The 20,293-nt window shown below is 66.7% G+C and carries 20 protein-coding genes; 12 read left to right on the top strand and 8 right to left on the bottom strand.

Annotated elements, in window-relative coordinates; translation table 11 throughout:
- The first annotated feature begins 63 nt into the window (after positions 1 to 63).
- Positions 64 to 378, top strand: coding sequence for a pentapeptide MXKDX repeat protein (locus tag DACI_RS15725; RefSeq protein ID WP_012204972.1), 315 nt, complete (start codon positions 64 to 66; stop codon positions 376 to 378).
- A 157-nt stretch (positions 379 to 535) separates the two neighbouring features.
- On the opposite strand, the gene infA is transcribed toward DACI_RS15725, so the two are convergent.
- Together infA and DACI_RS15715 are read right to left on the bottom strand one after the other, a co-directional pair.
- Positions 536 to 799, bottom strand: coding sequence for a translation initiation factor IF-1 (gene infA / locus DACI_RS15720; RefSeq protein WP_012204971.1), 264 nt, complete (start codon positions 797 to 799; stop codon positions 536 to 538).
- A 513-nt stretch (positions 800 to 1,312) separates the two neighbouring features.
- Complete coding sequence (locus DACI_RS15715) at positions 1,313 to 2,701, bottom strand: GntP family permease (RefSeq protein WP_012204970.1); 1,389 nt, start codon at positions 2,699 to 2,701, stop codon at positions 1,313 to 1,315.
- A 169-nt stretch (positions 2,702 to 2,870) separates the two neighbouring features.
- Between DACI_RS15715 and DACI_RS15710 the strand changes: the two genes are divergently transcribed.
- On the top strand, positions 2,871 to 3,668 hold the full coding sequence (locus tag DACI_RS15710) for a nucleotidyltransferase domain-containing protein (protein WP_012204969.1): 798 nt from the start codon (positions 2,871 to 2,873) through the stop codon (positions 3,666 to 3,668).
- A gap of 21 nt (positions 3,669 to 3,689) precedes the next feature.
- On the opposite strand, the gene hpaH is transcribed toward DACI_RS15710, so the two are convergent.
- The 3 genes from hpaH to DACI_RS15695 are packed head-to-tail and all read right to left on the bottom strand — an operon-like array spanning position 3,690 to position 6,456.
- The gene (hpaH, locus tag DACI_RS15705) at positions 3,690 to 4,490 is read right to left on the bottom strand and encodes a 2-oxo-hept-4-ene-1,7-dioate hydratase (RefSeq protein WP_012204968.1); all 801 of its coding nucleotides are present in this window, start codon (positions 4,488 to 4,490) and stop codon (positions 3,690 to 3,692) included.
- A gap of 13 nt (positions 4,491 to 4,503) precedes the next feature.
- Entirely contained in the window at positions 4,504 to 5,457 is a 954-nt protein-coding gene (locus tag DACI_RS15700; protein ID WP_012204967.1) for a dioxygenase family protein, read from the bottom strand.
- Between the two features lie 18 nt (positions 5,458 to 5,475).
- Positions 5,476 to 6,456 carry a Bug family tripartite tricarboxylate transporter substrate binding protein gene (locus tag DACI_RS15695; RefSeq protein WP_016448124.1) on the bottom strand — a complete coding sequence of 327 codons (981 nt, stop codon included), beginning with the start codon at positions 6,454 to 6,456 and terminating at the stop codon, positions 5,476 to 5,478.
- Positions 6,457 to 6,595: 139 nt separating this feature from the next.
- On the opposite strand from DACI_RS15695, the gene DACI_RS15690 reads away from it, so the two are divergent.
- The 7 genes from DACI_RS15690 to DACI_RS15660 all read left to right on the top strand — a co-directional run bounded on the left by DACI_RS15690 (position 6,596) and on the right by DACI_RS15660 (position 13,319).
- Complete coding sequence (locus DACI_RS15690; protein WP_012204965.1) at positions 6,596 to 7,486, top strand: LysR substrate-binding domain-containing protein; 891 nt, start codon at positions 6,596 to 6,598, stop codon at positions 7,484 to 7,486.
- 87 nt (positions 7,487 to 7,573) lie between these two features.
- Positions 7,574 to 8,563, top strand: a complete 990-nt coding sequence (locus tag DACI_RS15685; RefSeq protein WP_043781641.1) for a LacI family DNA-binding transcriptional regulator — start codon at positions 7,574 to 7,576, stop codon at positions 8,561 to 8,563.
- A gap of 79 nt (positions 8,564 to 8,642) precedes the next feature.
- The gene (locus DACI_RS15680; protein WP_012204963.1) at positions 8,643 to 9,680 is read left to right on the top strand and encodes an ABC transporter substrate-binding protein; all 1,038 of its coding nucleotides are present in this window, start codon (positions 8,643 to 8,645) and stop codon (positions 9,678 to 9,680) included.
- Positions 9,677 to 10,534, top strand: a complete 858-nt coding sequence (locus DACI_RS15675; protein ID WP_012204962.1) for an ABC transporter permease — start codon at positions 9,677 to 9,679, stop codon at positions 10,532 to 10,534. Before DACI_RS15680 ends, DACI_RS15675 begins: the two co-directional genes overlap by 4 nt.
- Positions 10,535 to 10,653: 119 nt before the next feature.
- On the top strand, positions 10,654 to 11,421 hold the full coding sequence (locus tag DACI_RS15670) for an ABC transporter permease (protein ID WP_043783412.1): 768 nt from the start codon (positions 10,654 to 10,656) through the stop codon (positions 11,419 to 11,421).
- Positions 11,411 to 12,472 carry an ABC transporter ATP-binding protein gene (locus DACI_RS15665; protein WP_012204960.1) on the top strand — a complete coding sequence of 354 codons (1,062 nt, stop codon included), beginning with the start codon at positions 11,411 to 11,413 and terminating at the stop codon, positions 12,470 to 12,472. Before DACI_RS15670 ends, DACI_RS15665 begins: the two co-directional genes overlap by 11 nt.
- Complete coding sequence (locus DACI_RS15660) at positions 12,459 to 13,319, top strand: phosphodiesterase (RefSeq protein WP_012204959.1); 861 nt, start codon at positions 12,459 to 12,461, stop codon at positions 13,317 to 13,319. Before DACI_RS15665 ends, DACI_RS15660 begins: the two co-directional genes overlap by 14 nt.
- Before the next feature lie 25 nt (positions 13,320 to 13,344).
- Here the strand turns inward: DACI_RS15660 and DACI_RS15655 are convergent, their stop codons facing one another.
- Positions 13,345 to 14,574, bottom strand: a complete 1,230-nt coding sequence (locus tag DACI_RS15655; RefSeq protein WP_012204958.1) for an IPTL-CTERM sorting domain-containing protein — start codon at positions 14,572 to 14,574, stop codon at positions 13,345 to 13,347.
- A gap of 332 nt (positions 14,575 to 14,906) precedes the next feature.
- Complete coding sequence (locus DACI_RS15650) at positions 14,907 to 15,392, bottom strand: winged helix-turn-helix transcriptional regulator (RefSeq protein ID WP_012204957.1); 486 nt, start codon at positions 15,390 to 15,392, stop codon at positions 14,907 to 14,909.
- Positions 15,393 to 15,506: 114 nt separating this feature from the next.
- Here DACI_RS15650 and DACI_RS15645 point away from each other — a divergent pair, with 114 nt between their 5' ends.
- Positions 15,507 to 16,805 (top strand): D-amino acid dehydrogenase, encoded by a 1,299-nt coding sequence (locus DACI_RS15645; RefSeq protein ID WP_012204956.1) that lies wholly within the window; start codon positions 15,507 to 15,509, stop codon positions 16,803 to 16,805.
- 57 nt (positions 16,806 to 16,862) lie between these two features.
- On the opposite strand, the gene DACI_RS15640 is transcribed toward DACI_RS15645, so the two are convergent.
- Positions 16,863 to 17,759 carry a LysR family transcriptional regulator gene (locus tag DACI_RS15640; protein ID WP_012204955.1) on the bottom strand — a complete coding sequence of 299 codons (897 nt, stop codon included), beginning with the start codon at positions 17,757 to 17,759 and terminating at the stop codon, positions 16,863 to 16,865.
- A 149-nt stretch (positions 17,760 to 17,908) separates the two neighbouring features.
- Here DACI_RS15640 and DACI_RS15635 point away from each other — a divergent pair, with 149 nt between their 5' ends.
- Both DACI_RS15635 and DACI_RS15630 read left to right on the top strand, forming a co-directional pair.
- Positions 17,909 to 19,231, top strand: coding sequence for an arylsulfatase (locus DACI_RS15635; protein WP_012204954.1), 1,323 nt, complete (start codon positions 17,909 to 17,911; stop codon positions 19,229 to 19,231).
- Positions 19,228 to 20,250: a tripartite tricarboxylate transporter substrate binding protein gene (locus DACI_RS15630; RefSeq protein WP_012204953.1), complete on the top strand. Its 1,023-nt coding sequence runs from the start codon at positions 19,228 to 19,230 to the stop codon at positions 20,248 to 20,250. Before DACI_RS15635 ends, DACI_RS15630 begins: the two co-directional genes overlap by 4 nt.
- The last annotated feature ends 43 nt before the right edge of the window (positions 20,251 to 20,293 follow it).

Genomic DNA, 20,293 nt, shown 5'->3' with positions numbered 1-20,293 from the left:
CGGGCCCATCCAAAGCCGGCCGATTTGCAATCCCGCAAACCGCTAATCCAAAGGAAGACTCAAATGACCAAGCTCACCACCACCCTGCTCGCCACCTGCCTCGCCCTGGCCGGTGCCACCACGGCATTCGCTGCGGATGAGATGGCGAAGGACGGCATGTCCAACGGAGCCATGTCCAAGGATTCGATGTCCAAGGACGGAATGAAGAAGGACTCCATGGCCAAGGACGGCATGAAGAAAGACTCCATGTCCAAGGACGGGATGAAGAAGGACTCGATGTCCAAGGACGGCATGCACAAGGATGGCATGCACAAGGACGGCATGTCCAAGGATGGAATGAAGAAGGATTCCATGGGCAAGGACGCCATGTCCAAATAAGCAGACGGACTCGCCTGATCCGTCTGGTGCCCTCCAGGCGGTCGGGCCGTCGGGGCTGCTTGGGAAGCTGACTGGGGCTGCCGATCAGGCAACCAGGCACAGAGCCCGGTCCTGCGCCCCGAGTGCCCGCTCTGCAACAGAAGCGGGCCGGCGGGCTTCAGCGGCGCTGCGGAGGACGCGGGCCCGGTGCGCCGGAGCGTTGCTCGATGTGGCGGAACGTCAGGCGGCCCTTGTTCAGGTCATAGGGCGACATTTCAAGCGTCACCTTGTCGCCGGCCAGCACGCGGATGCGGTGCTTGCGCATTTTTCCGCCGGTGTAGGCGATGAGCTGGTGGCCGTTTTCCAGCGTTACGCGGAAGCGGGAATCAGGCAGCACTTCGTCTACCCGGCCTTGCATTTCGATCAGTTCTTCTTTAGCCAATGGGACTCCTGTGAGTACATGTTGAAAGGGTTGCGTCGCCGCAAGTTGCTGGTGCAGCACCATGCTGCGGCCTTGGGCCAGCGCAGGATGACCGCTGCACGCAGGCAGCGGAGCATCGAAAAAAGGGAAAAGAGGACCCTGCAGGTGGCAGGGAGAGTGCGGACCCGGGAGGTGGGTTGGATTCGCGTGGTGCTCGCCGTTGAGAGTGACAGTTGCGGACCTCGTCACAGACTTTGTGACAGTGGGCGGCTAACGGCAGCCCGGAGACCGCGAAGGTGTCAGACGGGCACTGAGGAGGCGAACAACAAGGACAGCACCTCCATCAGTATAGGTGAATTGCCGGCCGCGCGTTGAAGCGGCGCTGGGTACCGCACCTGTACGGGGCGGCATTTTCCCTGTCGCGACTGGGGCAATTCGCAGTCGAACCGGAAGTAGTGCCCTCTCTTGGTGGTTGCCGCGGCATCGAAGTGGCCGCAGGCGGCCCGCCTCATGCCTTTCACTTATGCCTTTCACCTATCCCAGCTTGGGCAGCAGATTGAACAGCAACACCATCAGCAGGCCCACAAAGGACACGATGGACTGGACCACGGTAATCGTCTTGGTGGCCTCGCCCATGCTCATGCCGAACGACTCCTTCACCATCCAGAAGCCCGCGTGGTTGGCATAGTTGAAGAACAGCGAGCCGCAGCCGATGGCCAGCGCCAGCAGCGGCACGTTCAGCGAAGGATCGGAGGCCGCCAGCGGCGCCAGCAGGCCCGCCGCGCCCACGATGCCCACGGTGGCCGAGCCGGTGGACACCGACAGCAGCATGGCGATCATCCAGCCCAGCACCAGCGGAGGCAGGGCGAACTGCTGGGTCATGTGGACGATGGCATCGCCCACCTTGGCGCTGGTCAGGATCTGCTGGAAGGCGCCGCCGCCCGCAATGATGAGCATGATGCCGGCGATGGGCTTGAGGCTCTGGCCCAGCGCGTCGCGCAGCTTCTCTGCATCGGCGCCGCGCAGATAGCCCAGGGTGATGGAGGCAAACACCACGCCCAGCAGCATGGCCACCAGCGGATTGCCCAGGAAGGCTGCTGCATGCAGCAGGCCCGAATCCTTGGGCAGAAGCACCTCGGCCAGCGCATGTACCAGCATCAGCAGCGCGGGCAGCAGGGCGCACAGCACGCCCATGCCGATGCTGGGCGCACTGCCCTGCCCGCCTTCCTTCTTGCCTGATGTGAACTGCTCCAGCAGGGCTGCATCGGGGCGCGTGCTCATGCGCGGCGTGATGAAGGCGCCGTACAGCGGGCCACCCAGCACCATGGCGGGAATCACGGCCAGAAAGCCATACAGCATGGTCGGGCCGACCGTGGTGTGCAGCGTGGCAATGGCGGTGAGCGGGCCCGGGTGCGGCGGCACCATGCCGTGCATGGCGGCCAGCGCGGCGATCACGGGCACACCCACATAGACATAGGCCGATCCCTTGAAGCGCTCATTGCTTTCCAGCTTGCGCGCCACGCTGAAGATCAGCGGCAGCATGACCACCAGCCCCACCTCGAAGAACATGGGGATGCCGATCACGAAGGCCACCAGGGTCATGGCCCAGGGAATCATGCGCTCGGACGTGCGCTGCAGGATGGCACTGGCCAGCCGCTCGGTGGTGCCGGAGTCCGCCAGGATCTTGCCCAGCATGGCGCCCAGGGCAATGACCACGCCCACCGCGCCCAGCGTCTTGCCGGCCCCGTTGGTGAGGTTCTTGACGATCTCGCCCGGCGCCATGCCGGTGGCAAAGCCCACGCCGATGGAAACCACCAGCAGCGCCAGCAGGGGATGAAGACGGATGCGCGAGACGATCAGCGCGACGAGGACCAGCACGCTGGCCAGCGCGATGAGCAGCAGTTGGGTATCGAATGAAGACATAGGAGGCTTGGAGTTGTGTTTTTATGATGGACGCCCGCACGCTGGGATGCATGCGGTTTCCAATCGCTACAAATCCTATGCCTGACCCTGAAGGGGAGCTGTAGGTTCCGGGCTTGTTCGCAGGAGACTGGCTCAGAGCCGTGCCTCCCGTTCCACTACTGCAAGACCAATGAACAACCTCGGCTCCGCTGGCACTCTCGAAGTCTTTGTCAGAGCCCCCATCCAGCCGGAATTTGTGGATTTGGTGGCGGATGCGCGCGCAGCCATCGCCAGCGACCTCGGCGAGGCGCTGGACAGCCTCTACCTGTATGGCAGCGTGGCGCGCGGCTGCGCGAGGGCGGGCTTCTCCGACCTGGACCTGACGGTGGTGCTGGTGCGCTCCCTTAGTGGACAGGAGTGCGCCCGGCTGGAGCAACTGCGCCAGGACCTGCAACTACGTCACAAAGAAGTCGTGAAGATCGATTTCGACCTGGGCACTCGGCAAGAGGTGCTGGACCCGGCCCATCTCTACAGCTGGGGCTACTGGCTCAAGCATGAGTGCCGCTGTATCCATGGAGAAGACCTGGCGCAGCAGTTTGAGGCGTTCGAGCCGTCCAGGGCGATTGCACAGGCCGTCAATGGCGACTACGTGCAGGTGCTGAACGACTACCTGCAGCGCATTGCTGCAACCCGGGACGACTCGGAGGCCCTGCGCCTGCAACGCGAAGCCGCACGCAAGCTGATCCGGGCCACCAATGTGCTGCGCCCCTGCTCAGGGGGTTTCTGGCCGCGCACGCTGGAGGAGTTCGCCGGATGTTTTTCAGAGCGCCACCCGGAATTGGCAGAGTCCATCGATTTCTTCCTGATCCAGGCCAGGGCACCGTGTATGCCCAAAACACTCTTCAGTGCCCGGCTTTCCAGCTTTCTGGAATGGTTGCACCGGCAGCAGCAGTTGCTGGCATCGGAGCTGGATCCATCGGTCCCGTGAAGGCCGGACGGCAGGCATTTCCTATTCCGTGAACGACACCCCGATGGAGCCCAGCGGTCCAAAGTCCGCATGGATGGTGTCACCGGCCGTGACAGCCGTGGGCCGAGTGAAGGAGCCCGCCAGGAGGATGTGTCCGGCCTCCAGCGCGATGCCATGGCCCGCGAGCTTGTTGGCCAGCCAGACGATGCCCAGGGCGGGATGGCCCATGACGGCAGCCGAGACACCTGACTCCTCAATCACGCCGTTCTTGGACAGGGTGGCGGCCACCCAGCGCAGATCGATGTCCATGGGGCGCACGATGCGCCCTCCCGTGACCATGGCGGCGGCTGCGGCGTTGTCCGCGATGGTGTCGCAGATGCTGCGCGGCACCTCGGTGCGGTAGTCGATGATCTCAAGCGCAGGCGTCACATAGGCCGTGGCGTCCAGCACGTCATAGACCGTCACCGGCCTGCCGCCCGGCCGGGTGCCGCCCAAGGACTTGCCCAGGACAAAGGCAAGCTCCACCTCCAGGCGGGGCCGGTGGAATTGCGAAGCGCATATCCGGGCGCCATCCGCATGGACCATGTGATCCAGCAGCACGCCGTAGTCCGGCTCATTCATGCCGGAAGCCATCTGCATGGCGCGTGAGGTCAGGCCGATCTTGTGGCCCACGATGCGCGCGCCAGCCTTGACCTTGGCCTGCGCCCACAGTTGCTGCACGGCGTAGGCATCGGCTATCTCCATGGCCGGCCAGGTCCGGCTGACCTGGGCGATGGGCTGGCGGCTCTGTTCTGCCTGCAGCAGCGCATGGGCCGCGTCCTGGCGTTCGGTGGCATCGATCATTTCCGGGCTTTCCTCAGTGAGTGTCTGTGCAGCGCTCCAGCACGGTGAGCGTCGGGCGCTCCCCGCCGGCCTTGCCGGTGATCGGGGGCTTGGGCAGCCGAGCCTCCCCTGGCTCGATCACGAAATGGTGGTCCAGCGTGTACCAGGCGCCATGCACGTCGTCGGCCGGAGGGGACTCGCCCGAGTGAAGAACGTACTGTCCGATCAGCGCCCGCGTCACGCCGAACTGCACATCAGTCTCCAGGTGCGGATCGTCACTGGAATACACCTGGGCAAACTGCGTCTTGAAGCCGGGCTTGTAGACCATGAAGTGGATGTGGGCCGGGCGCATGTTGTGCCGGCCCTGCGCGCGCAGCAGGGCGCCCACCGGGCCGCTCAAGGGAATGGGATAGCCCACGGGCTTGATGGTGCGAAAGGTGATGCACCCTGCGGCATCGGTCCTGAACTTGCCGCGCAGGTTCATGTCGGCCTGCTCCGGGTCCTGGTTCTCATAGAAGCCCTCGGACGACGCATGCCATACATCGACTTCGGCATCCGGCACGGGCCGACCCTGCCGGTCGCGCACCCAGGCGTTCACGAACACGGGCATGCCCGGCGTGGGAGAGCGGACGATGGAGCCGCCGTTTTCCGTGGGCGGAGAATCCATGCGCCAGAACGGGCCCATCAGGTTGGCCGTGGTTTCCGTCTGGCCGTTGTCCCCGTTGTTGAGCAGGCAGACCAGGGCGGAGACGCCCAGCGAGCCGGCAATGAGCACCACCTCGTTGTGCGAGGCCGTGGTCAGTTGCCCCAGCCGGGCGATGAGGGCGCAGGCCTGGTGGAACTCCGCCTCCGACAGGCGGGCGTCCCGTATGAAGCCGTGCAGATGGGTGACTGCGGCGATCATGATCTCCTTGAAGCGGGGATCGCTTGACTGCTGCAATTGCTCCAGCACGGCGGCCGTCACGTCGCTCTGCTTTTCGATGATCATGGCAACTTTCTCCATTTTCTAGTCCAGCCTGACGCCAGACGATTTCACGAGTTCGGCATATGCGGCCCTGCCCTGCCTGAGCGAGGCCGCCAGGGCGTCCGGGCTTGCGCCCAGCGGTCTCATGCCGTTGGGCGCAAGCACCGTGGCCGCAATCTCCTGCCGGACGATGACAGCGGCGGCTGCATTGATTTTGCGCACCACGGCTGGCGGCGTGCCCGCAGGCGCCATGAGGATGAAATTGACTTGCGGGTCGAGCCGCGCAAAGCCTGCTTCGGCCAGGGTGGGCACATCCGGCAGCAAGGGGCTGCGCGATGGACCCGTGACGGCCAGCGGCCTCATGGCGCCGCTTTTCAAATACTGAAGCGCCGGCCCGCCAATGCCGCCCAGCACCAGTTGGACCTGGTTGGCCAGAACATCACGGATGGCGTCGGGATAGCCCTTGTAGGGCACGTGCACCAACTCGATGGCAGCCATCCGGGAAAACGCATCCATGGCCAGGTGGACGATGTTCCCCGTGCCGAACGAGCCATAGTTCAGCGTGCCCGGCCTGGCCCTGGCCAGGGCCACCAGTTCAGCGATGCTGGCAGCGGGCACCTGCCTCGCGCTGGACAGCACCATCTGCAACTGCGCAAGATCCGCGACCGGCGCGAAGTCCTCCAGCGAATAGGGCAGCTTGCGGAACAGATGCGGGTTGAGCGTGAAGACGCCGTCATCGCACAGCAGCAGGGTGTAGCCATCGGCGGCGGCCTTGGCCACGAGGCTGGCCGCGATGATCTGGTTGCCCCCGGGCCGGTTGTCGACCAGCACCGGCTGCTTCCACCGGGCGCTCAACTGCTGGGCCACGCTGCGTGCGAGAACGTCGGAGATGCTCCCTGCGGAGTAGGCCAGGACCAGGGTGACAGGCCTGTCCGGAAAGGCCTGCGCAGCGCCGCACAGCGGCACCAGCGCGCAGGCCCAGACACCGATGATCCGCGCGATCCGCGTGATGAGTGAATGCATGGCCTGTCTCCTCCTGAATGCGTCGTGGCTGCGATGGCAGGGGTTGTGCAAACCATTCTCGAGTGCCCTCCCCATACTGTCCAATACCGAATCAGCGATCGGCCATACCATTCAGGTATCTCCAAAAAAGGGAATGGCCATGGATCTGCGGCATATGCGTTACTTCCTCGCCCTGGCACAGGAGCAAAGCGTCAGCCGTGCGGCCGAGCGGCTGCACATGGCGCAGCCGCCCCTGTCGCGGCAGATGCGCCAGATGGAGGAGGACCTCGGTGTGGAACTGTTCGTGCGCACATCCCGGGGCATAGAGCTGACCGAGGCTGCGCACTCCCTTTTGCGCGATGTTCCGAACATCCTGGAACTGGCCCGGCTGGCCCGCGAACGTGCGCTGCGGGCAGGAAAGGGGCTGCTGGGTGATCTGGACATCGGCATCTTCGGCTCGGGGATGCTGAACGTCATCCCTCGCCTGATCGGGAGCTTTCACACGCAGCGGCCCGAGGTCCGCATCCGGCTTCACAACCTGACCAAGGGCGAGCAGATCCAGGCCTTGCGGGAACACCGGATCCAGGTGGGCTTTCACCGGCTGCCCCCGGCCGAGCCCGACCTGGCCGTGCGCCTGGTGCTGCGCGAGCCCATGTACGTGGGCATGCATGAAGGCCATCCGCTCAGCACACGCGCCGGGATTTCCATTCGCGACCTGGAGCGCCAGCCCATGATCCTGTACCCGAACACGCCGCTGGCGGGACTGGCGCAGGAGGTGGTGGCAGCGTTTCGCCGCGAAAAAGTGCAGATCGAGGTCATGCAGGAGGTGGAGGACGTCACCACTTGCATCGCCCTGGTCAGCGCAGGCCTGGGGCTGTGCATCACGCCCGAATCGGGAACCATGCTGAGATTGCCGGGCGTCGTCTTCCGCCCGCTGCGCTCCCGCTTTCTCAAGGACATCGAGTTGAGCTGCGTCCACCGCCGGGACGATACCTCTGCCCTCCTGGCGGCGTTCATGGAGGTCGTCAGAGACTACCCGGGCAGCGCCTGAACTGCCACAAAAGCTTCAAACCTTCGTCACCTCCCTGTCACGCGCAGCGGGTGCAATGTAAACGTTTTCAAGAAATCGTTTACATCCATGAGCATCACCGAGGTTGCACGCCGCGCGGGACTGTCCGTCGCCACTGTTTCGCGGGTTTTCAATTCGCCGGAGGTGGTCAATGCGCAAACGCGCAGCACGGTGCTGCGCGTGGCGCAGGAAGTGGGCTATGTGGCCAATGCCAGCGCCCGCACGCTGCGCACGCGCAGCAGCAAGGTGCTGGGCGTGGTGCTGCCCACGCTCACCAATCCGGTGTTTGCCGAGTGCCTGCAGGGCATTGCCTCGCAGGCGGCGCTGCGCGGCTATGCGATTTCGCCCTGCACCACCGAATACGACCACGCCGGTGAAGACGCGGCCACCACGCGGCTGCTGGCCAGCGGGGTGGATGCGCTGGTGCTGGTGGTCTCCAACCCTGGCGATTCGGCGGCGTTGGCGCGTGTGCGCCAGGCCGGCAAGCCCTATGTGCTGGCCTATCACCACACCCATGAGCATGCCTGCGTGGGCGTGGACAACACGGGCGCCGTCAGGGAGCTGGTGCTGCGCCTGGCTGCGGCAGGCCACAGCCGCATCGGCATGGTCACGGGCCAGTTGCAGGCGTCCGACCGCGCCCAGCAGCGCTGCCGCGGCTATGCGCTGGGCATGCAGGCCGCAGGCCTGTCGCCGCTGCCTGTCTGGGAGGTGCCCTTTGCCGCCACCGCCGTGCAGATGCTGCAGCACCACCTGGCCGAGCAGGCCCCGCCCACGGCCATTGTCTGCAGCAACGATCTGCTGGCGATACGCACCATCCGCGCGGCATCGCTGGCCGGGTTCTCCGTGCCTGCGGACATCAGCGTGGTCGGCTTTGACGGGATTGCCATGGCCGGCGATCTCACGCCTTCGCTGGCCTCGATTTCCCAACCCAACCACGACATCGGCTCGGCCTGCGTGCGCCTGCTGTGCGATGCGCTGGCGGGCAAGAAAACCCTGGCCGCGCAGGAAAGCCTGTGCCTGCCGCATGGCTGGCGCAGCGGCGAGTCCTGCCGGCTCTGAAACCAGCAACAGCGGCCCGCGCAAGCCAAGGCCGCGCCCTTCCCTTCCCCACGCTCCCCCACCTCTTCGAGTACGCACCATGAAACTGACTGCCCTCCCCTTCAAGCTCTCCTTCAAGCCCTCCTTCAAGCGCCTGGCCCTGCTGGCCGCCACCACCGCCGTCTGCGGCACGGCCCTGGCCCAAAGCGCCATCTGCTACAACTGCCCGCCCGAATGGGCCGACTGGGGCACGCAGATCAAGGCCATCAAGGCCGATACCGGCATCACCGTGCCGCCCGACAACAAGAACTCCGGCCAGTCGCTGGCCCAGCTGGTGGCCGAGAAGGCCAGCCCCGTGGCCGATGTGACCTACCTGGGAGTGACCTTCGCCATCCAGGCGCAGAAAGACGGCGTGGTCGCCGCCTACAAGCCCGCCAACTGGGACCAGATTCCCGCCGGCCTCAAGGACCCCAAGGGCGAGTGGGTGACCATCCACTCGGGCACGCTGGGCTTCATGGTCAACAAGGCGGCGCTGGGCGGCAAGCCCGTGCCGCAGTCCTGGGCAGACCTGCTCAAGCCCGAATACAAGGGCCTGGTGGGCTACCTGGACCCGGCCTCGGCCTTCGTGGGCTATGTGGGCGCCGTGGCCGTGAACCAGGCCATGGGCGGCACGCTGGACAACTTCCAGCCCGCCATCGACTACTTCAAGAAGCTGCAGAAGAACGAGCCCATCGTGCCCAAGCAGACCTCGTATGCGCGCCTGCTGTCGGGCGAGATCGGCATCCTGCTGGACTACGACTTCAACGCCTACCGCGCCCGCTACAAGGACAAGGCCGACGTGGACTTCGTGATCCCCAAGGAAGGCACCGTGGTCATGCCCTATGTGATGAGCCTGGTGAACAAGGCGCCGCACACGGACAACGGCAAGAAGGTGCTGGACTATGTGCTGTCCGACAAGGGCCAGTCCATCTGGGCCAACGCCTACCTGCGCCCCGTGCGCGACGTGGCCCTGCCCAAGGAGGTGGCCGGCCATTTCCTGCCCGCCAGCGAGTACGCGCGCGCCACCTCGGTGGACTACCAGAAGATGGCCGATGTGCAAAAGGGCTTCTCCACGCGCTACCTGCGTGAAGTGCGGTGAGCCAGGCGGACTGCATCGTGGGCATTTCCTCCCAAGCGCCAGGCGACTGGCGCGCCCGCGCGCTGCTGCTGGCCTGCAGCGCGCCGGCCGTGGCCTTCTTCGCCGCGTTCTGGCTGCTGCCGGCCGGCCTGCTGCTGGCGCTGCCGGCGCGTGAAGGCTGGCGCACCTACTTCGCCACGCTGACCGACGCGCTGTACCTGCAAAGCCTGCTGCAGACGCTGGCCCTGTCGCTGGCCGTGACCCTGGCCACGCTGCTGATCGGCGCGGTGATGGGCATTGCGCTGGCGCGCCACCGCTTCACGGGGCGCGGCCTGCTGCTGTCGCTGCTGACGCTGCCGCTGTCGTTTCCGGGCGTGATCATCGGCTTTTTCATCATCCTGCTGGGCGGGCGCCAGGGCGCGCTGGCCGATCTGTCGGTGGCCCTGGGCGGCGAGCGGATCACCTTCGCCTACGGGCTGCTGGGCCTGTTCCTGGGCTACCTGTACTTCTCGCTGCCGCGCGCCATCGCCTCCTACACGGCAGCGGCCGAGGCGCTGGACCCGCACCTGGAAGAGGCCGCGCGCTCGCTGGGCGGCAATGGCTGGCGCGTGGCGCGCGATGTGTGGTGGCCGCAGCTGCTGCCCACCACGCTGGCCTGCGGCGCCATCGTGTTCGCCACGTCGGTCGGCGCCTTCGGCACGGCCTTCACGCTGTCGAGCAAGTTCGAGGTGCTGCCCATCACCATCTACAACGAGTTCACCAACTACGCCAACTTCGCCCTGGCCGCCAGCCTGTCCATCAGCCTGGGGCTGATCACCTGGCTGGTGCTGTGGCTGTCGCGGCGCTGGGCGGGTCCGGCCGCCTCGGGAGTCTGAACATGCGGACCACACAAAAAAATAGCCCCCACGCTGCCCTTGCAGCGCAAGGTCCGCTGCCCCCCGAAGGGGCCGCTTTTTGCCTTGGGGCGGCCCGGCGGCCAAAAATGCCGCCGCTGATGTGGCTGGTGACGGCCACCGTCACCGTGTTCATGCTGGCGCCCATGCTGCTGTCGGTCCTGGCCGGGCTGGTGCAGAACTACGGCCAGGGCCTGGCCAGTGGCTTGACCACCCGCTGGCTGGCCGAGGTCTGGGCCGGCTACGGCAATACCGTGCTGATGTCGCTGCTGCTGGCCTGCGCCTGCGTGGCCATGACCTTGGTGCTGGGCGTGCCCTGCGCCTATGCGCTGGCGCGCAGCCGCTCGCCCTGGGCCCGGCATTTCGAGGAGCTGCTGACCCTGCCCGTGGCCATTCCGGGCCTGGCCAGCGCCCTGGCCCTGCTGCTCGCCTATGGCAGCGTGGCCGCCTTCCGCCAGAGCTTTGCCTTCATCCTGGTGGGCCATGTGGTGTTCACCCTGCCCTTCATGGTGCGCATGGTGGGCTCGGCGCTGCGCCGCCAGGAGCTGGTGGCGCTGGAGGAGGCTGCGCGCAGCCTGGGCGCCTCGTTCACGCAGCGCTTCCTGGGCGTGCTGGTGCCTGCCGTGCTGCCCGCCATCGTGGCCGCCTGCCTGATGGTGTTCACCCTGTCCATGGGCGAGTTCAACCTGACCTGGATGCTGCATACGCCGCTGACGCGCACCCTGCCCGTGGGCCTGGCCGACAGCTATGCGTCCATGCGCATCGAGGTGGGCTCGGCCTACACCCTCATCTTCCTCATCGTCATCCTGCCCGTGATGTGGCTGCTGCAGGCGCTGGGGCATTTCATCGAGAAGCATTATGGAAAGTAACAGCGTCGCCATCGACATCCGGCAATGCGCCAAGACCTATGCCGACGGCACCCGCGGCCTGCAGGCCACCGACCTGCGCGTGGAGCCCGGCGAGGTGCTGGCCCTGCTGGGCCCCTCGGGCTGCGGCAAGACCACGCTGCTGCGCATCATCGCGGGGCTGGAGACGCCGGATGCGGGCAGCCGCATCGCCTTCGGCGACACCGACGTCACCCGCGTGCCCATAGAAAAGCGCCAGGTGGGCATGGTGTTCCAGCACTACGCGCTGTTCCCGCAGATGAGCGTGCAGGCCAACATAGCCTACGGCCTGCGCATACGCGGCGTGTCCGAGCAGGAGCAGCGCCGCGTGGTGGGCGAACTGGTGGACCTGGTGCGCCTGAACGGCCTGGAGCACAAGCGCCCGGCCGAACTGTCCGGCGGCCAGCGCCAGCGCGTGGCCCTGGCCCGCGCCGTGGCATCGCGCCCGCGCGTGCTGCTGCTGGACGAGCCGCTGACCGCGCTGGACGCCAAGCTCAAGGAAACCCTGCGCGACGAGCTGGCCCAGCTGCTGCGCCAGCTGCGCATCACCGCCGTCCATGTCACGCACGACCAGCAGGAGGCCATGGCCATTGCCGACCGCATGGCCGTCATGCAGGCAGGCCGCATCCTGCAGGTGGGCGACGGTGAAAGCCTGTACCGCCGCCCGGCCCATCCCTTTGTCGCCACCTTCCTGGGGCGCGTGAACCAGGTCGAACGCAGCGACGACGATGCGCGCAGCAACCGGCTGGCGCTGGCCGGCATGGAGCTGGCCTGCCCGGCCGAGTGCACGGGCGCGGCCCGGCTGCTGCTGCGCCCTGAAGACATCGAGGTCTGCGCCGCCGGCACGCCGGGCGCCGTGCCCGCATCGGTGGCGCGCCGCGTTTTCCTGGGCGATCGCCTGCAGCTCACGCTGGAGCTGGCGGGCCACACGCCGCTGATGGCCGACGTGGCCCGCGACCACGCCGCGCAATCGGGCGACCGCGTGGCCTTGCGCATCGCCCCCCACCAATGGATGCCCAACCATGCCCACGCCTGAAACCCTGCGCCCCTCCATGACCACCTTCCTGGCCCAGCTCACCGACCTGCACATCCGCGAACCCGGTCGCCTGACCTACCGCCGCATCGATACCGCCCAATACCTGAAGCGCACGGTGCAAAGCGTGCTGGCCCTGCCGCAGCCGCCGCACGCCGTCGTGATCACGGGCGACCTGACCGACTTCGGCCGGCCCGCCGAATACGCCCACCTGCGCAGCCTGCTGGCGCCGCTGGGCGAGCTTCCCATCTACCTGCTGCCCGGCAACCACGATGACCGCGACGCGCTGCGCACCGCCTTTCCCGAGCACACCTGGCTGCGCAGCGAAGGCTTCATCCAGTACGCGGTGGACATCGGCGCGCTGCGGCTGATCGCGCTGGACACCGTGGTGCCCGACCACAGCGAGGGCGCGTTGTGCGAGGAACGCCTGCAATGGCTGGAGCTGCAGCTGGCCGCCAGCGAGGGCCGGCCCGTGGTCATCGCCATGCACCACCCGCCCTTCGAGACCCTGATAGGCCACATGGACAAGATCGGCCTGCTGCAGGGTGCCCAGGCACTCGAAGACCTGGTGCGCCGCCACCCCAACGTGCAGCGCGTCATCTGCGGCCACCTGCACCGCAGCATCCAGGTCGGCTTCGGCGGCACGGTGGCCATGACCTCGCCCGCGCCCGCCCACCAGGTCTGCCTGGACCTGGCGCCCGATGCGGCATCGGCCTGGACGCTGGAGCCGCCCGGCTTCATGCTGCACGCCCTGCCGCACGGCGGCCGACTGGTCAGCCATGCCGTGGCCAGCGGGCAATTCGACGGGCCGCACCCGTTCTGGGATGCGGACGGGCGGTTGATCGACTGAGCCCGGGCCGGCGCGCCTGGCCGCGTCAGCGGCCCGCGCCGACCCGCTGGCGCCGCCCCAGCCCCATCCATCCGATGGCTGCAGCCAGCAGGCTCAGGACCACAAGGGCTGTGTGCTGCAGCGTCGGCACGGGGGTCACCTGTCCACCGCCGGGGAAAGCTGCCAGCGTATTGATGGACGCGGAAGCCATGCACGGCACCGTTCCCACGACCTGCCCTGCTTGCATGCACTGCACCGACGGGTCCCCGGCATTCACGGTGGCCACATTGGTAATGGTTGCGGGCGCCGGGTTGGCCACGCTGGCCATCACGGTGAAAACCAGCGAGTCTCCTGCCGCGAACACGGGCACCGTGACCGCCAGCGATCCGGAGCCTGACGCCACGGGACATGGCGTGCTGGTGCCGGGCGTACAGATCCAGGTGGCGCGCTCCAGGCCGGCAGGCAGGCTGTCGGCAATCTGCGCCTGGGTGGCGGCCACGGTCCCCGTATTCCTGACGGTGATGGTGTAGCGCACCTCCTGCCCCGCCTGCACCTGGCCTGCGGGCGAGATGCTGTGGGTCAACGACAGGGCAGGATGCACGGCCTCCCTGTGCCAGGACATGACGTTCTGGTTTTGCACGGGCGCCCCGGTCCACGCAACGGACACGCCGTTGTCTGGCACCTCATAGGTCCCCAGACAGGTGTCGCTCTCACCCGAATAACTGACCTGCAGGGATGTTTCCGAGAACAAGGAAGCGCACATCGCGTTGTTCATGGCACCCACCTGTTCCGTGGCCATTTCAAACCGGCTCAGCATATCCACATCATTGGGAGATCCACCCGGGCCCATTTCATTGATGGAGCGGTGCGGATTGCTTCCCGTCAGCCAGCGTTGAAGGTGGATTCTGTTTTTCACGATATTGGACCCACTGTCCGTGGAAACCCTGAATATGAATGCGCGCACATCCGGATCGGAACTGCTGTAGGTGTTCAATCCGTCCGAGAAACTATAGGAAGTGACCAGCGCCCTTATTTCGCTCTCGTCCAGATTGGGCTGCAAGGGTGCGGCCGTTTCAAACCAGCCGGCCAGGCGGGCGGTCCTCGGAAAATCCTGGCATGAGCCGTGAGACCCCAGGGGACACGCCGTGCGATCCTGGAAATCCGAGTAGGCGGTTCTCATCTCCCCGTAGTAACGCGTCACTTGCGCGCTGGCGGGGGGGCAGGCCGAGAGTGCTGCGCCGGCCATCAAGGCAGCCATGAGGGCGTGATTTTTCATAGAACTCCCAGTGATAGATAGATTTACGCTATCAAGGTATCACCGGTATTGAACTTTAAAAATCACCAATCCCCTACAGCCACCATCCAATGACAAATATTTGCAATCCCGCCATTGGAATTGAACTCCAAGTTGTCGTCCTGTTTACTTTTCAAAGGAGAGCACCGATGAATGTGGAACTTCATAACAACCGATCTGCCACCCAACATACTTTTTGATTGGATCGCACAATACCCCATTTGAATCAACGCTATTGTGACAAACGTTTCAAACAGTAAATAACAATAAGGGATGGCGGTAAATCCGACCCTGGAACGCCGAGGACGGCTCCCTCACCGATCCACAGGCAGCGCCAGCGTCTCCTTGACCTCTTCCATCACCACATAGCTGTGCGACTCGGCCGGCACGGGCAGTTTCTTGAGGATGTCGCCCAGCAGGCGGCGGTACTCGCGCATGCCGCCCAGGCGGGCCTTGACCAGGTAGTCGAAGCTGCCCGAGACCAGGAAGCACTCCAGCACGTCGGGCACGTGCAGCAGTTCCTGACGCACCTTGTCGAAGACCTCGCCCGACTTGGACGAGAGCTTGATCTCCACGAACACCAGCAGCGTCTTGCCCAGCGCCTCGGGCGAGAGGTGGGCGTGGTAACCCGTGATCACGCCATCGCGCTCCAGGCGGCGCACGCGCTCCGAGCAGGGCGTGGCCGAGAGGCTGACCTGCTCTGCCAGTTCGGTCATGGAGATGCGGCCGTCCCGCTGCAGGATGTCGAGGATCTTGCGGTCGGTGCGGTCAAGCACGCGGTTTTCACTTTTGGCGGCCATGGCGGCGATTCCCGGGGCTTATCAATCACTGGAGAGTAGCAATATTTCAGTGGTTTCCACTGCCTCATCGTCAATAGACTTTGATTTCATCTTGTTGACCTGGCGGTGAATCGTATGAAAGTCCTTGTTCTTGGCGGCGGTGTCATCGGCGTGACCAGTGCGTACTACCTGGCGCGGGCCGGTGCCGAGGTCACGGTGCTGGACCGGCAGGATGCGCCCGCGTCCGAAACCAGCTTTGCCAACGCGGGCCAGGTCTCGCCCGGCTACTCCACGCCCTGGGCGGCGCCCGGCATTCCGCTCAAGGCCCTGAAGTGGATGCTGCAGGAACACGCGCCGCTGGCCGTGCGCCTGGACGGCAGCCTGTTCCAGCTGCGCTGGATGGCGCAGATGCTGCGCAACTGCTCTGCCCAGCGCTACGCCGTCAACAAGGAACGCATGATGCGCGTGGCCGAGTACAGCCGCAGCTGCCTGCAGCAGTTGCGCGCCGACACCGGCATCGCCTACGAGCAGCGCACCGGCGGCACCTTGCAACTGTTCCGCACCCAGGCCCAGCTGGACGCCGTGGAGCGCGACGTGGCCGTGCTGCGCGAATGCGCCGTGCCCTTCGAGCTGCTGGACCGCGACCAGCTCGCCCAGGTGGAGCCCGCCCTGGCCCAGGCGCGCGACCGGCTGACGGGCGGCCTGCGCCTGCCCAAGGACGAGACCGGCGACTGCCACCGCTTCACCAATGAATTGGCCCGCATCGCCACCGGCCTGGGCGTGGAGTTGCGCTTCAACCAGAACGTGGATGGCCTGGTGGTCGAAGGCGGCCGCATTGCCGGCGTGCGTGTGAATGGCGAACTGCTGACCGCCGACCGCTACGTGATGGCCTTCGGCAGCTACTCGCGCCAGGCGCTGGAGCCGCTGGGGCTGGACCTGCCCGTCTACCCCGTCAAGGGCTATTCGCTCACCGTGCCGCTGGGCAACCCGGCGCTGGCGCCGCAGTCCACCGTGCTGGACGAGACCTACAAGATTGCCGTCACCCGCTTTGACGACCGCATCCGCGTGGGCGGCATGGCCGAGCTGGGCGGGTTCGACCTGCGCCTGGACCCGCGCCGCCGCGCCACGCTGGAGCTGGTGGTCAACGACCTGTTCCCGGGCGGCGACGTGGCGCGCGCCAGCTTCTGGACCGGGCTGCGGCCCATGACGCCGGACGGCACGCCCATCATCGGCGCCACGCGCTATGCCAACCTGTTCCTGAACACCGGCCACGGCACGCTGGGCTGGACCATGGCCTGCGGCTCGGGCCGGCTGATCGCCGACCTGATCACCGGCCGCAGCCCGGAAATCAGCACCGACGGCCTGGCCCTGGACCGCTACACGCACCGGCCGGCCCGGCACCTGGGGGGCAGCTCCACGCCCGTGTCCGCCTGAGCGCAAGACACCTTGAACACTTGAGGCCGGCCTGCACCGGCCCTGCTGAACGGTCCGCTACCCCAGCGTCAGGTCCCGCAGCGCGGACATCAGCGGCGACCAATGGGCCTTGGGGTGGCTGATGAGAAGCCAGCTGCGGCGCGTGCGCAGCTCGGGGATGGACAGGGACTGCAGGCGCTCGGGATTGCTGCGCAGCACATGGCTGGGCACGTAGCACAGCAGGTCGGTCTGGCCCACGATGTCGATGGTGGCCTCGGTGTTGTGCTGGATCTCCAGGGCCACGGTGGGCGCGCCCAGGCCCTGGGCCGCGAAGGCCTCGTCCACCACCTTGCGCACGGCGGCGCCCGGTGCCGGCAAGGCCCAGGAGTAGCCCTGCAAATGCCCGAACCTCAGGCCCTGCTCCAGCGCCAGCTGGAACAGCGGGTGGCGCGGCCGTGCGGCGGCCCATAGCTCGTCCTCGCCGATGACCACCTGGGCGCAGCGCGTGGCATGGCCCGGGTAGGACGGCACCACGGCCAGGTCCAGGCTGCCGTCGAGCAGGGCGCGCTCCAGGTCGTCGGACTTGCCCACGGTCAGCCGCACGCGCAGGCCGGGGCGGCGGCGCAGCAGCTCGGCCACGGCCCGGGTGGCGCGGCTTTCGGAAGTGGCCTGCGTGAAGCCCAGGCGGATCAGGCCCACATGCTGGGCCTGGATGTCGCTGGCGGCGCGCATCGTCTCCTCATGCCGCAGCACCAGTTGGCGCGCGGGCTCCATGAACAGCTGGCCGCTGCTGGTCAGCGCCACGCCATGCGTTCCGCGCGTGAACAGGGCCGCTCCCACCCCCTGCTCCACGCGGCGCACGATCTTGGAGACGGCCGGCTGGGTCAGTTGCAGGGCAGCGGCCGCACGCCCGAAATGGCCATGCTCGGCCACGGCTAGAAAGCAGGCCAGCTCGTTATAGGCAAATCCCGTCATGCCATTCCTTGTCAACGAAGAAAAACGAGAAAGCTTGCTACCTTGCCGAGCAAAGCCTTCCAGATGTGCATCGATTTTCGCTGGTTTGGTTATCACCAAGACAGGGCTTGTGGCTAGAGTTTTGGCATGGAAACTTTTTGAGCCACATCATGAACCCACCAAACATCGTGCTCATCGTCGCGGACAACCTGGGCTGGGGCGAGCTGGGCTGCTACGGCGGCGGTGCGCTGCGCGGCGCGCCCACTCCGCGTATCGACCAGCTGGCCACCGAGGGACTGCTGCTGCAGAACTTCAACGTGGAAAGCGACTGCGTGCCCACGCGCTCGGCCCTGATGACGGGGCGCCATCCCATCCGCACGGGCGCCCTGCAATCGGTGCCGGCCGGGCTGCCCCAGGGCCTGACGCGCGGCGAGACCACGCTGGCCCAGTTGCTGTCGGCCCAGGGATATGCCACGGCGCATTTCGGCAAATGGCATCTGGGGGACATTCCGGGCCGTTATCCCTCGGACCGGGGTTTCGACGAGTGGTACGGCATTCCGCGCACCACGGACGAAAGCCAGTTCACCGCGACCACGGGCTACGACCCTCTGGTGGCACCCCTGCCCCACATCATGGAAGGCCGCGCGGGCGCGCCCTCGGACGATGTCAAGGTCTACGACCTGGAATCGCGGCGCAACATCGATGCCGAGCTGGTGGAGCGCTCGCTGGACTTCATGCGCCGCAACCACGCCCGGGACCGCCGCTTCTTCCTGTACCTGCCCCTGGTGCACCTGCACTTTCCCACGCTGCCGCATGCGGATTTCGCGGGCCGCACCGGCCAGGGCGACTTTGCCGACTCCATGGTGGAGATGGACCACCGCGTGGGCCAGATCTCGGACGAGATCGACCGGCTCGGCCTGCGCGAGGACACGCTGTTCATCTTCTGCAGCGACAACGGCCCCGAGTTCCGCCAGCCCTACCGCGGCACGGCCGGCCCCTGGCGCGGCACCTACCACACGGCCATGGAGGGCAGCCTGCGCGTGCCCTTCATCGCACGCTGGCCGGGCCGCATCCAGGCCGGGCGCACCAGCAATGAAATCATGCACGTGACCGACATCTTCTCCACCCTGGCGGCGGTGGCGGGCGCTGCCGTGCCGCAGGACCGGCCCATCGACGGCCTGGACCAGACGGCCTTCCTGCTGGGCGAGCCCCGGTCCGCGCGCGAGGGCTTTCTCTTCTACATCAAGGACCAGCTGCGGGCCGCGAAGTGGCGCGACTGGAAGCTGCATTTCTACTGGGAGCCCGAGGTCAACGAGAGCAAGGGCAAGCTGGAGTCCCCCTACCTGTTCAACATCGTGCGCGATCCCAAGGAGGAGCATGACGTGCTGATCTTCAACACCTGGGTGCTCAACCCCATGCTGACCATGGTCCAGCGCTTCAACGAAAGCTGCAAGGCACACCCCAACACCGCGCCCGGCGCCCCCGACCAATGACCTGCGCACCCCTACCCGCCCCGCAGGCCAGCGGCCGCCTGCCGACCACCCGCCGCCATGCGCTGCGCCCCCTGGCCGCCGCAGCCCTGCTGGCCCTTGCACTGCCCACGGCCCGCGCGGCCGATCCCCCGGCGCACGCGCCGCAGGGCAAGCCCATCACATGGATCGTGGGCTTTGCGCCCGGCGGCAGCTTGGACGTGCTGACCCGCCATGTGGCCCGGCAACTGGAGGCCAGGGCCGGTGTCAGCGTGGTGGTGGAAAACCGGCCGGGCGCCTCGGGCGCGATCAGCCTGCAGGCGGCGGCCAAGGCGCCTGCCGATGGCCTGACCCTGGTCTCCGTTCCCGGGCCGCAGCTGTCCGGTCCACGCCAGCCCGAGGTGGGCCGCGAGCTGACCGCCGTGGCCGTGATGGCCCGGGGCGCCATGGTGCTGGTGGGCCCGGCCCCGGGTGCGGCCGGCAGCCTGGGCGAACTGGTAGCCGCCATGAAAGCCAAACCGGGCCAATGGAGCTACGCCAGTTCGGGCACGGGCACCTCCCAGCATCTGGCCGGCGAACTGCTCAACGCCCTGGCGGCCACCAGCATGGTGCATGTGCCGTACAAGGGTGGCGGGCAGGCCGTGACCGATGTGGTGGGCGGGCAGATCCCCCTGGCCATGCTGGGCGTGACGCCCGTGCTGCCGCACATCCAGTCGGGCCGGCTGAAGGCCTATGCCGTGACCAGCGCCACGCGCATAGACAGCCTGCCTAATGTACCGACCATGCGCGAGGCCGGCGTGCCCGGCTACGAGGCCACCCAGTGGTATGCCGTGGCCGTGCCCTCCGGCACGCCCCCCGAGCGGCTGGCCCAGCTCAACCAGTGGATCAACCAGGCCATCCAGTCGCCCGAGCTGCGCCCCACGCTGCAGGCCGCAGGGGCCGTGGCCACGCCCATGTCGCTGCCCGAGATCCAGCGCTTCATGTCCCAGGACAACGCCAAGTGGAAGAAGCTGGCCGCAGACCGGCGCCTGGCGCTGGACTGACCCCACAGCGCCGGGCCACGCCGGGCCGGGCTACGCCGGGCCG

Origin of the sequence: Delftia acidovorans SPH-1 (assembly GCF_000018665.1) — a bacterium.
GTDB lineage: Bacteria > Pseudomonadota > Gammaproteobacteria > Burkholderiales > Burkholderiaceae_C > Comamonas > Comamonas acidovorans.
Note: the sequence above shows the minus strand (reverse complement) of the source record. Positions and strands in the feature narration are given on the sequence as shown.

Bases quoted from the DNA above. Each gene is read 5' to 3' on its own strand.
- DACI_RS15725 (WP_012204972.1), top strand. From the start codon at position 64: ATGACCAAGCTCACCACCACCCTGCTCGCCACCTGCCTCGCCCTGGCC.
- DACI_RS15715 (WP_012204970.1), bottom strand. From the start codon at position 2,701: ATGTCTTCATTCGATACCCAACTGCTGCTCATCGCGCTGGCCAGCGTG.
- DACI_RS15710 (WP_012204969.1), top strand. From the start codon at position 2,871: ATGAACAACCTCGGCTCCGCTGGCACTCTCGAAGTCTTTGTCAGAGCC.
- hpaH (WP_012204968.1), bottom strand. From the start codon at position 4,490: ATGATCGATGCCACCGAACGCCAGGACGCGGCCCATGCGCTGCTGCAG.
- DACI_RS15700 (WP_012204967.1), bottom strand. From the start codon at position 5,457: ATGATCATCGAAAAGCAGAGCGACGTGACGGCCGCCGTGCTGGAGCAA.
- DACI_RS15695 (WP_016448124.1), bottom strand. From the start codon at position 6,456: ATGCATTCACTCATCACGCGGATCGCGCGGATCATCGGTGTCTGGGCC.
- DACI_RS15690 (WP_012204965.1), top strand. From the start codon at position 6,596: ATGGATCTGCGGCATATGCGTTACTTCCTCGCCCTGGCACAGGAGCAA.
- DACI_RS15685 (WP_043781641.1), top strand. From the start codon at position 7,574: ATGAGCATCACCGAGGTTGCACGCCGCGCGGGACTGTCCGTCGCCACT.
- DACI_RS15680 (WP_012204963.1), top strand. From the start codon at position 8,643: ATGAAACTGACTGCCCTCCCCTTCAAGCTCTCCTTCAAGCCCTCCTTC.
- DACI_RS15670 (WP_043783412.1), top strand. From the start codon at position 10,654: ATGTGGCTGGTGACGGCCACCGTCACCGTGTTCATGCTGGCGCCCATG.
- DACI_RS15665 (WP_012204960.1), top strand. From the start codon at position 11,411: ATGGAAAGTAACAGCGTCGCCATCGACATCCGGCAATGCGCCAAGACC.
- DACI_RS15660 (WP_012204959.1), top strand. From the start codon at position 12,459: ATGCCCACGCCTGAAACCCTGCGCCCCTCCATGACCACCTTCCTGGCC.
- DACI_RS15655 (WP_012204958.1), bottom strand. From the start codon at position 14,574: ATGAAAAATCACGCCCTCATGGCTGCCTTGATGGCCGGCGCAGCACTC.
- DACI_RS15650 (WP_012204957.1), bottom strand. From the start codon at position 15,392: ATGGCCGCCAAAAGTGAAAACCGCGTGCTTGACCGCACCGACCGCAAG.
- DACI_RS15645 (WP_012204956.1), top strand. From the start codon at position 15,507: ATGAAAGTCCTTGTTCTTGGCGGCGGTGTCATCGGCGTGACCAGTGCG.
- DACI_RS15640 (WP_012204955.1), bottom strand. From the start codon at position 17,759: ATGACGGGATTTGCCTATAACGAGCTGGCCTGCTTTCTAGCCGTGGCC.
- DACI_RS15635 (WP_012204954.1), top strand. From the start codon at position 17,909: ATGAACCCACCAAACATCGTGCTCATCGTCGCGGACAACCTGGGCTGG.
- DACI_RS15630 (WP_012204953.1), top strand. From the start codon at position 19,228: ATGACCTGCGCACCCCTACCCGCCCCGCAGGCCAGCGGCCGCCTGCCG.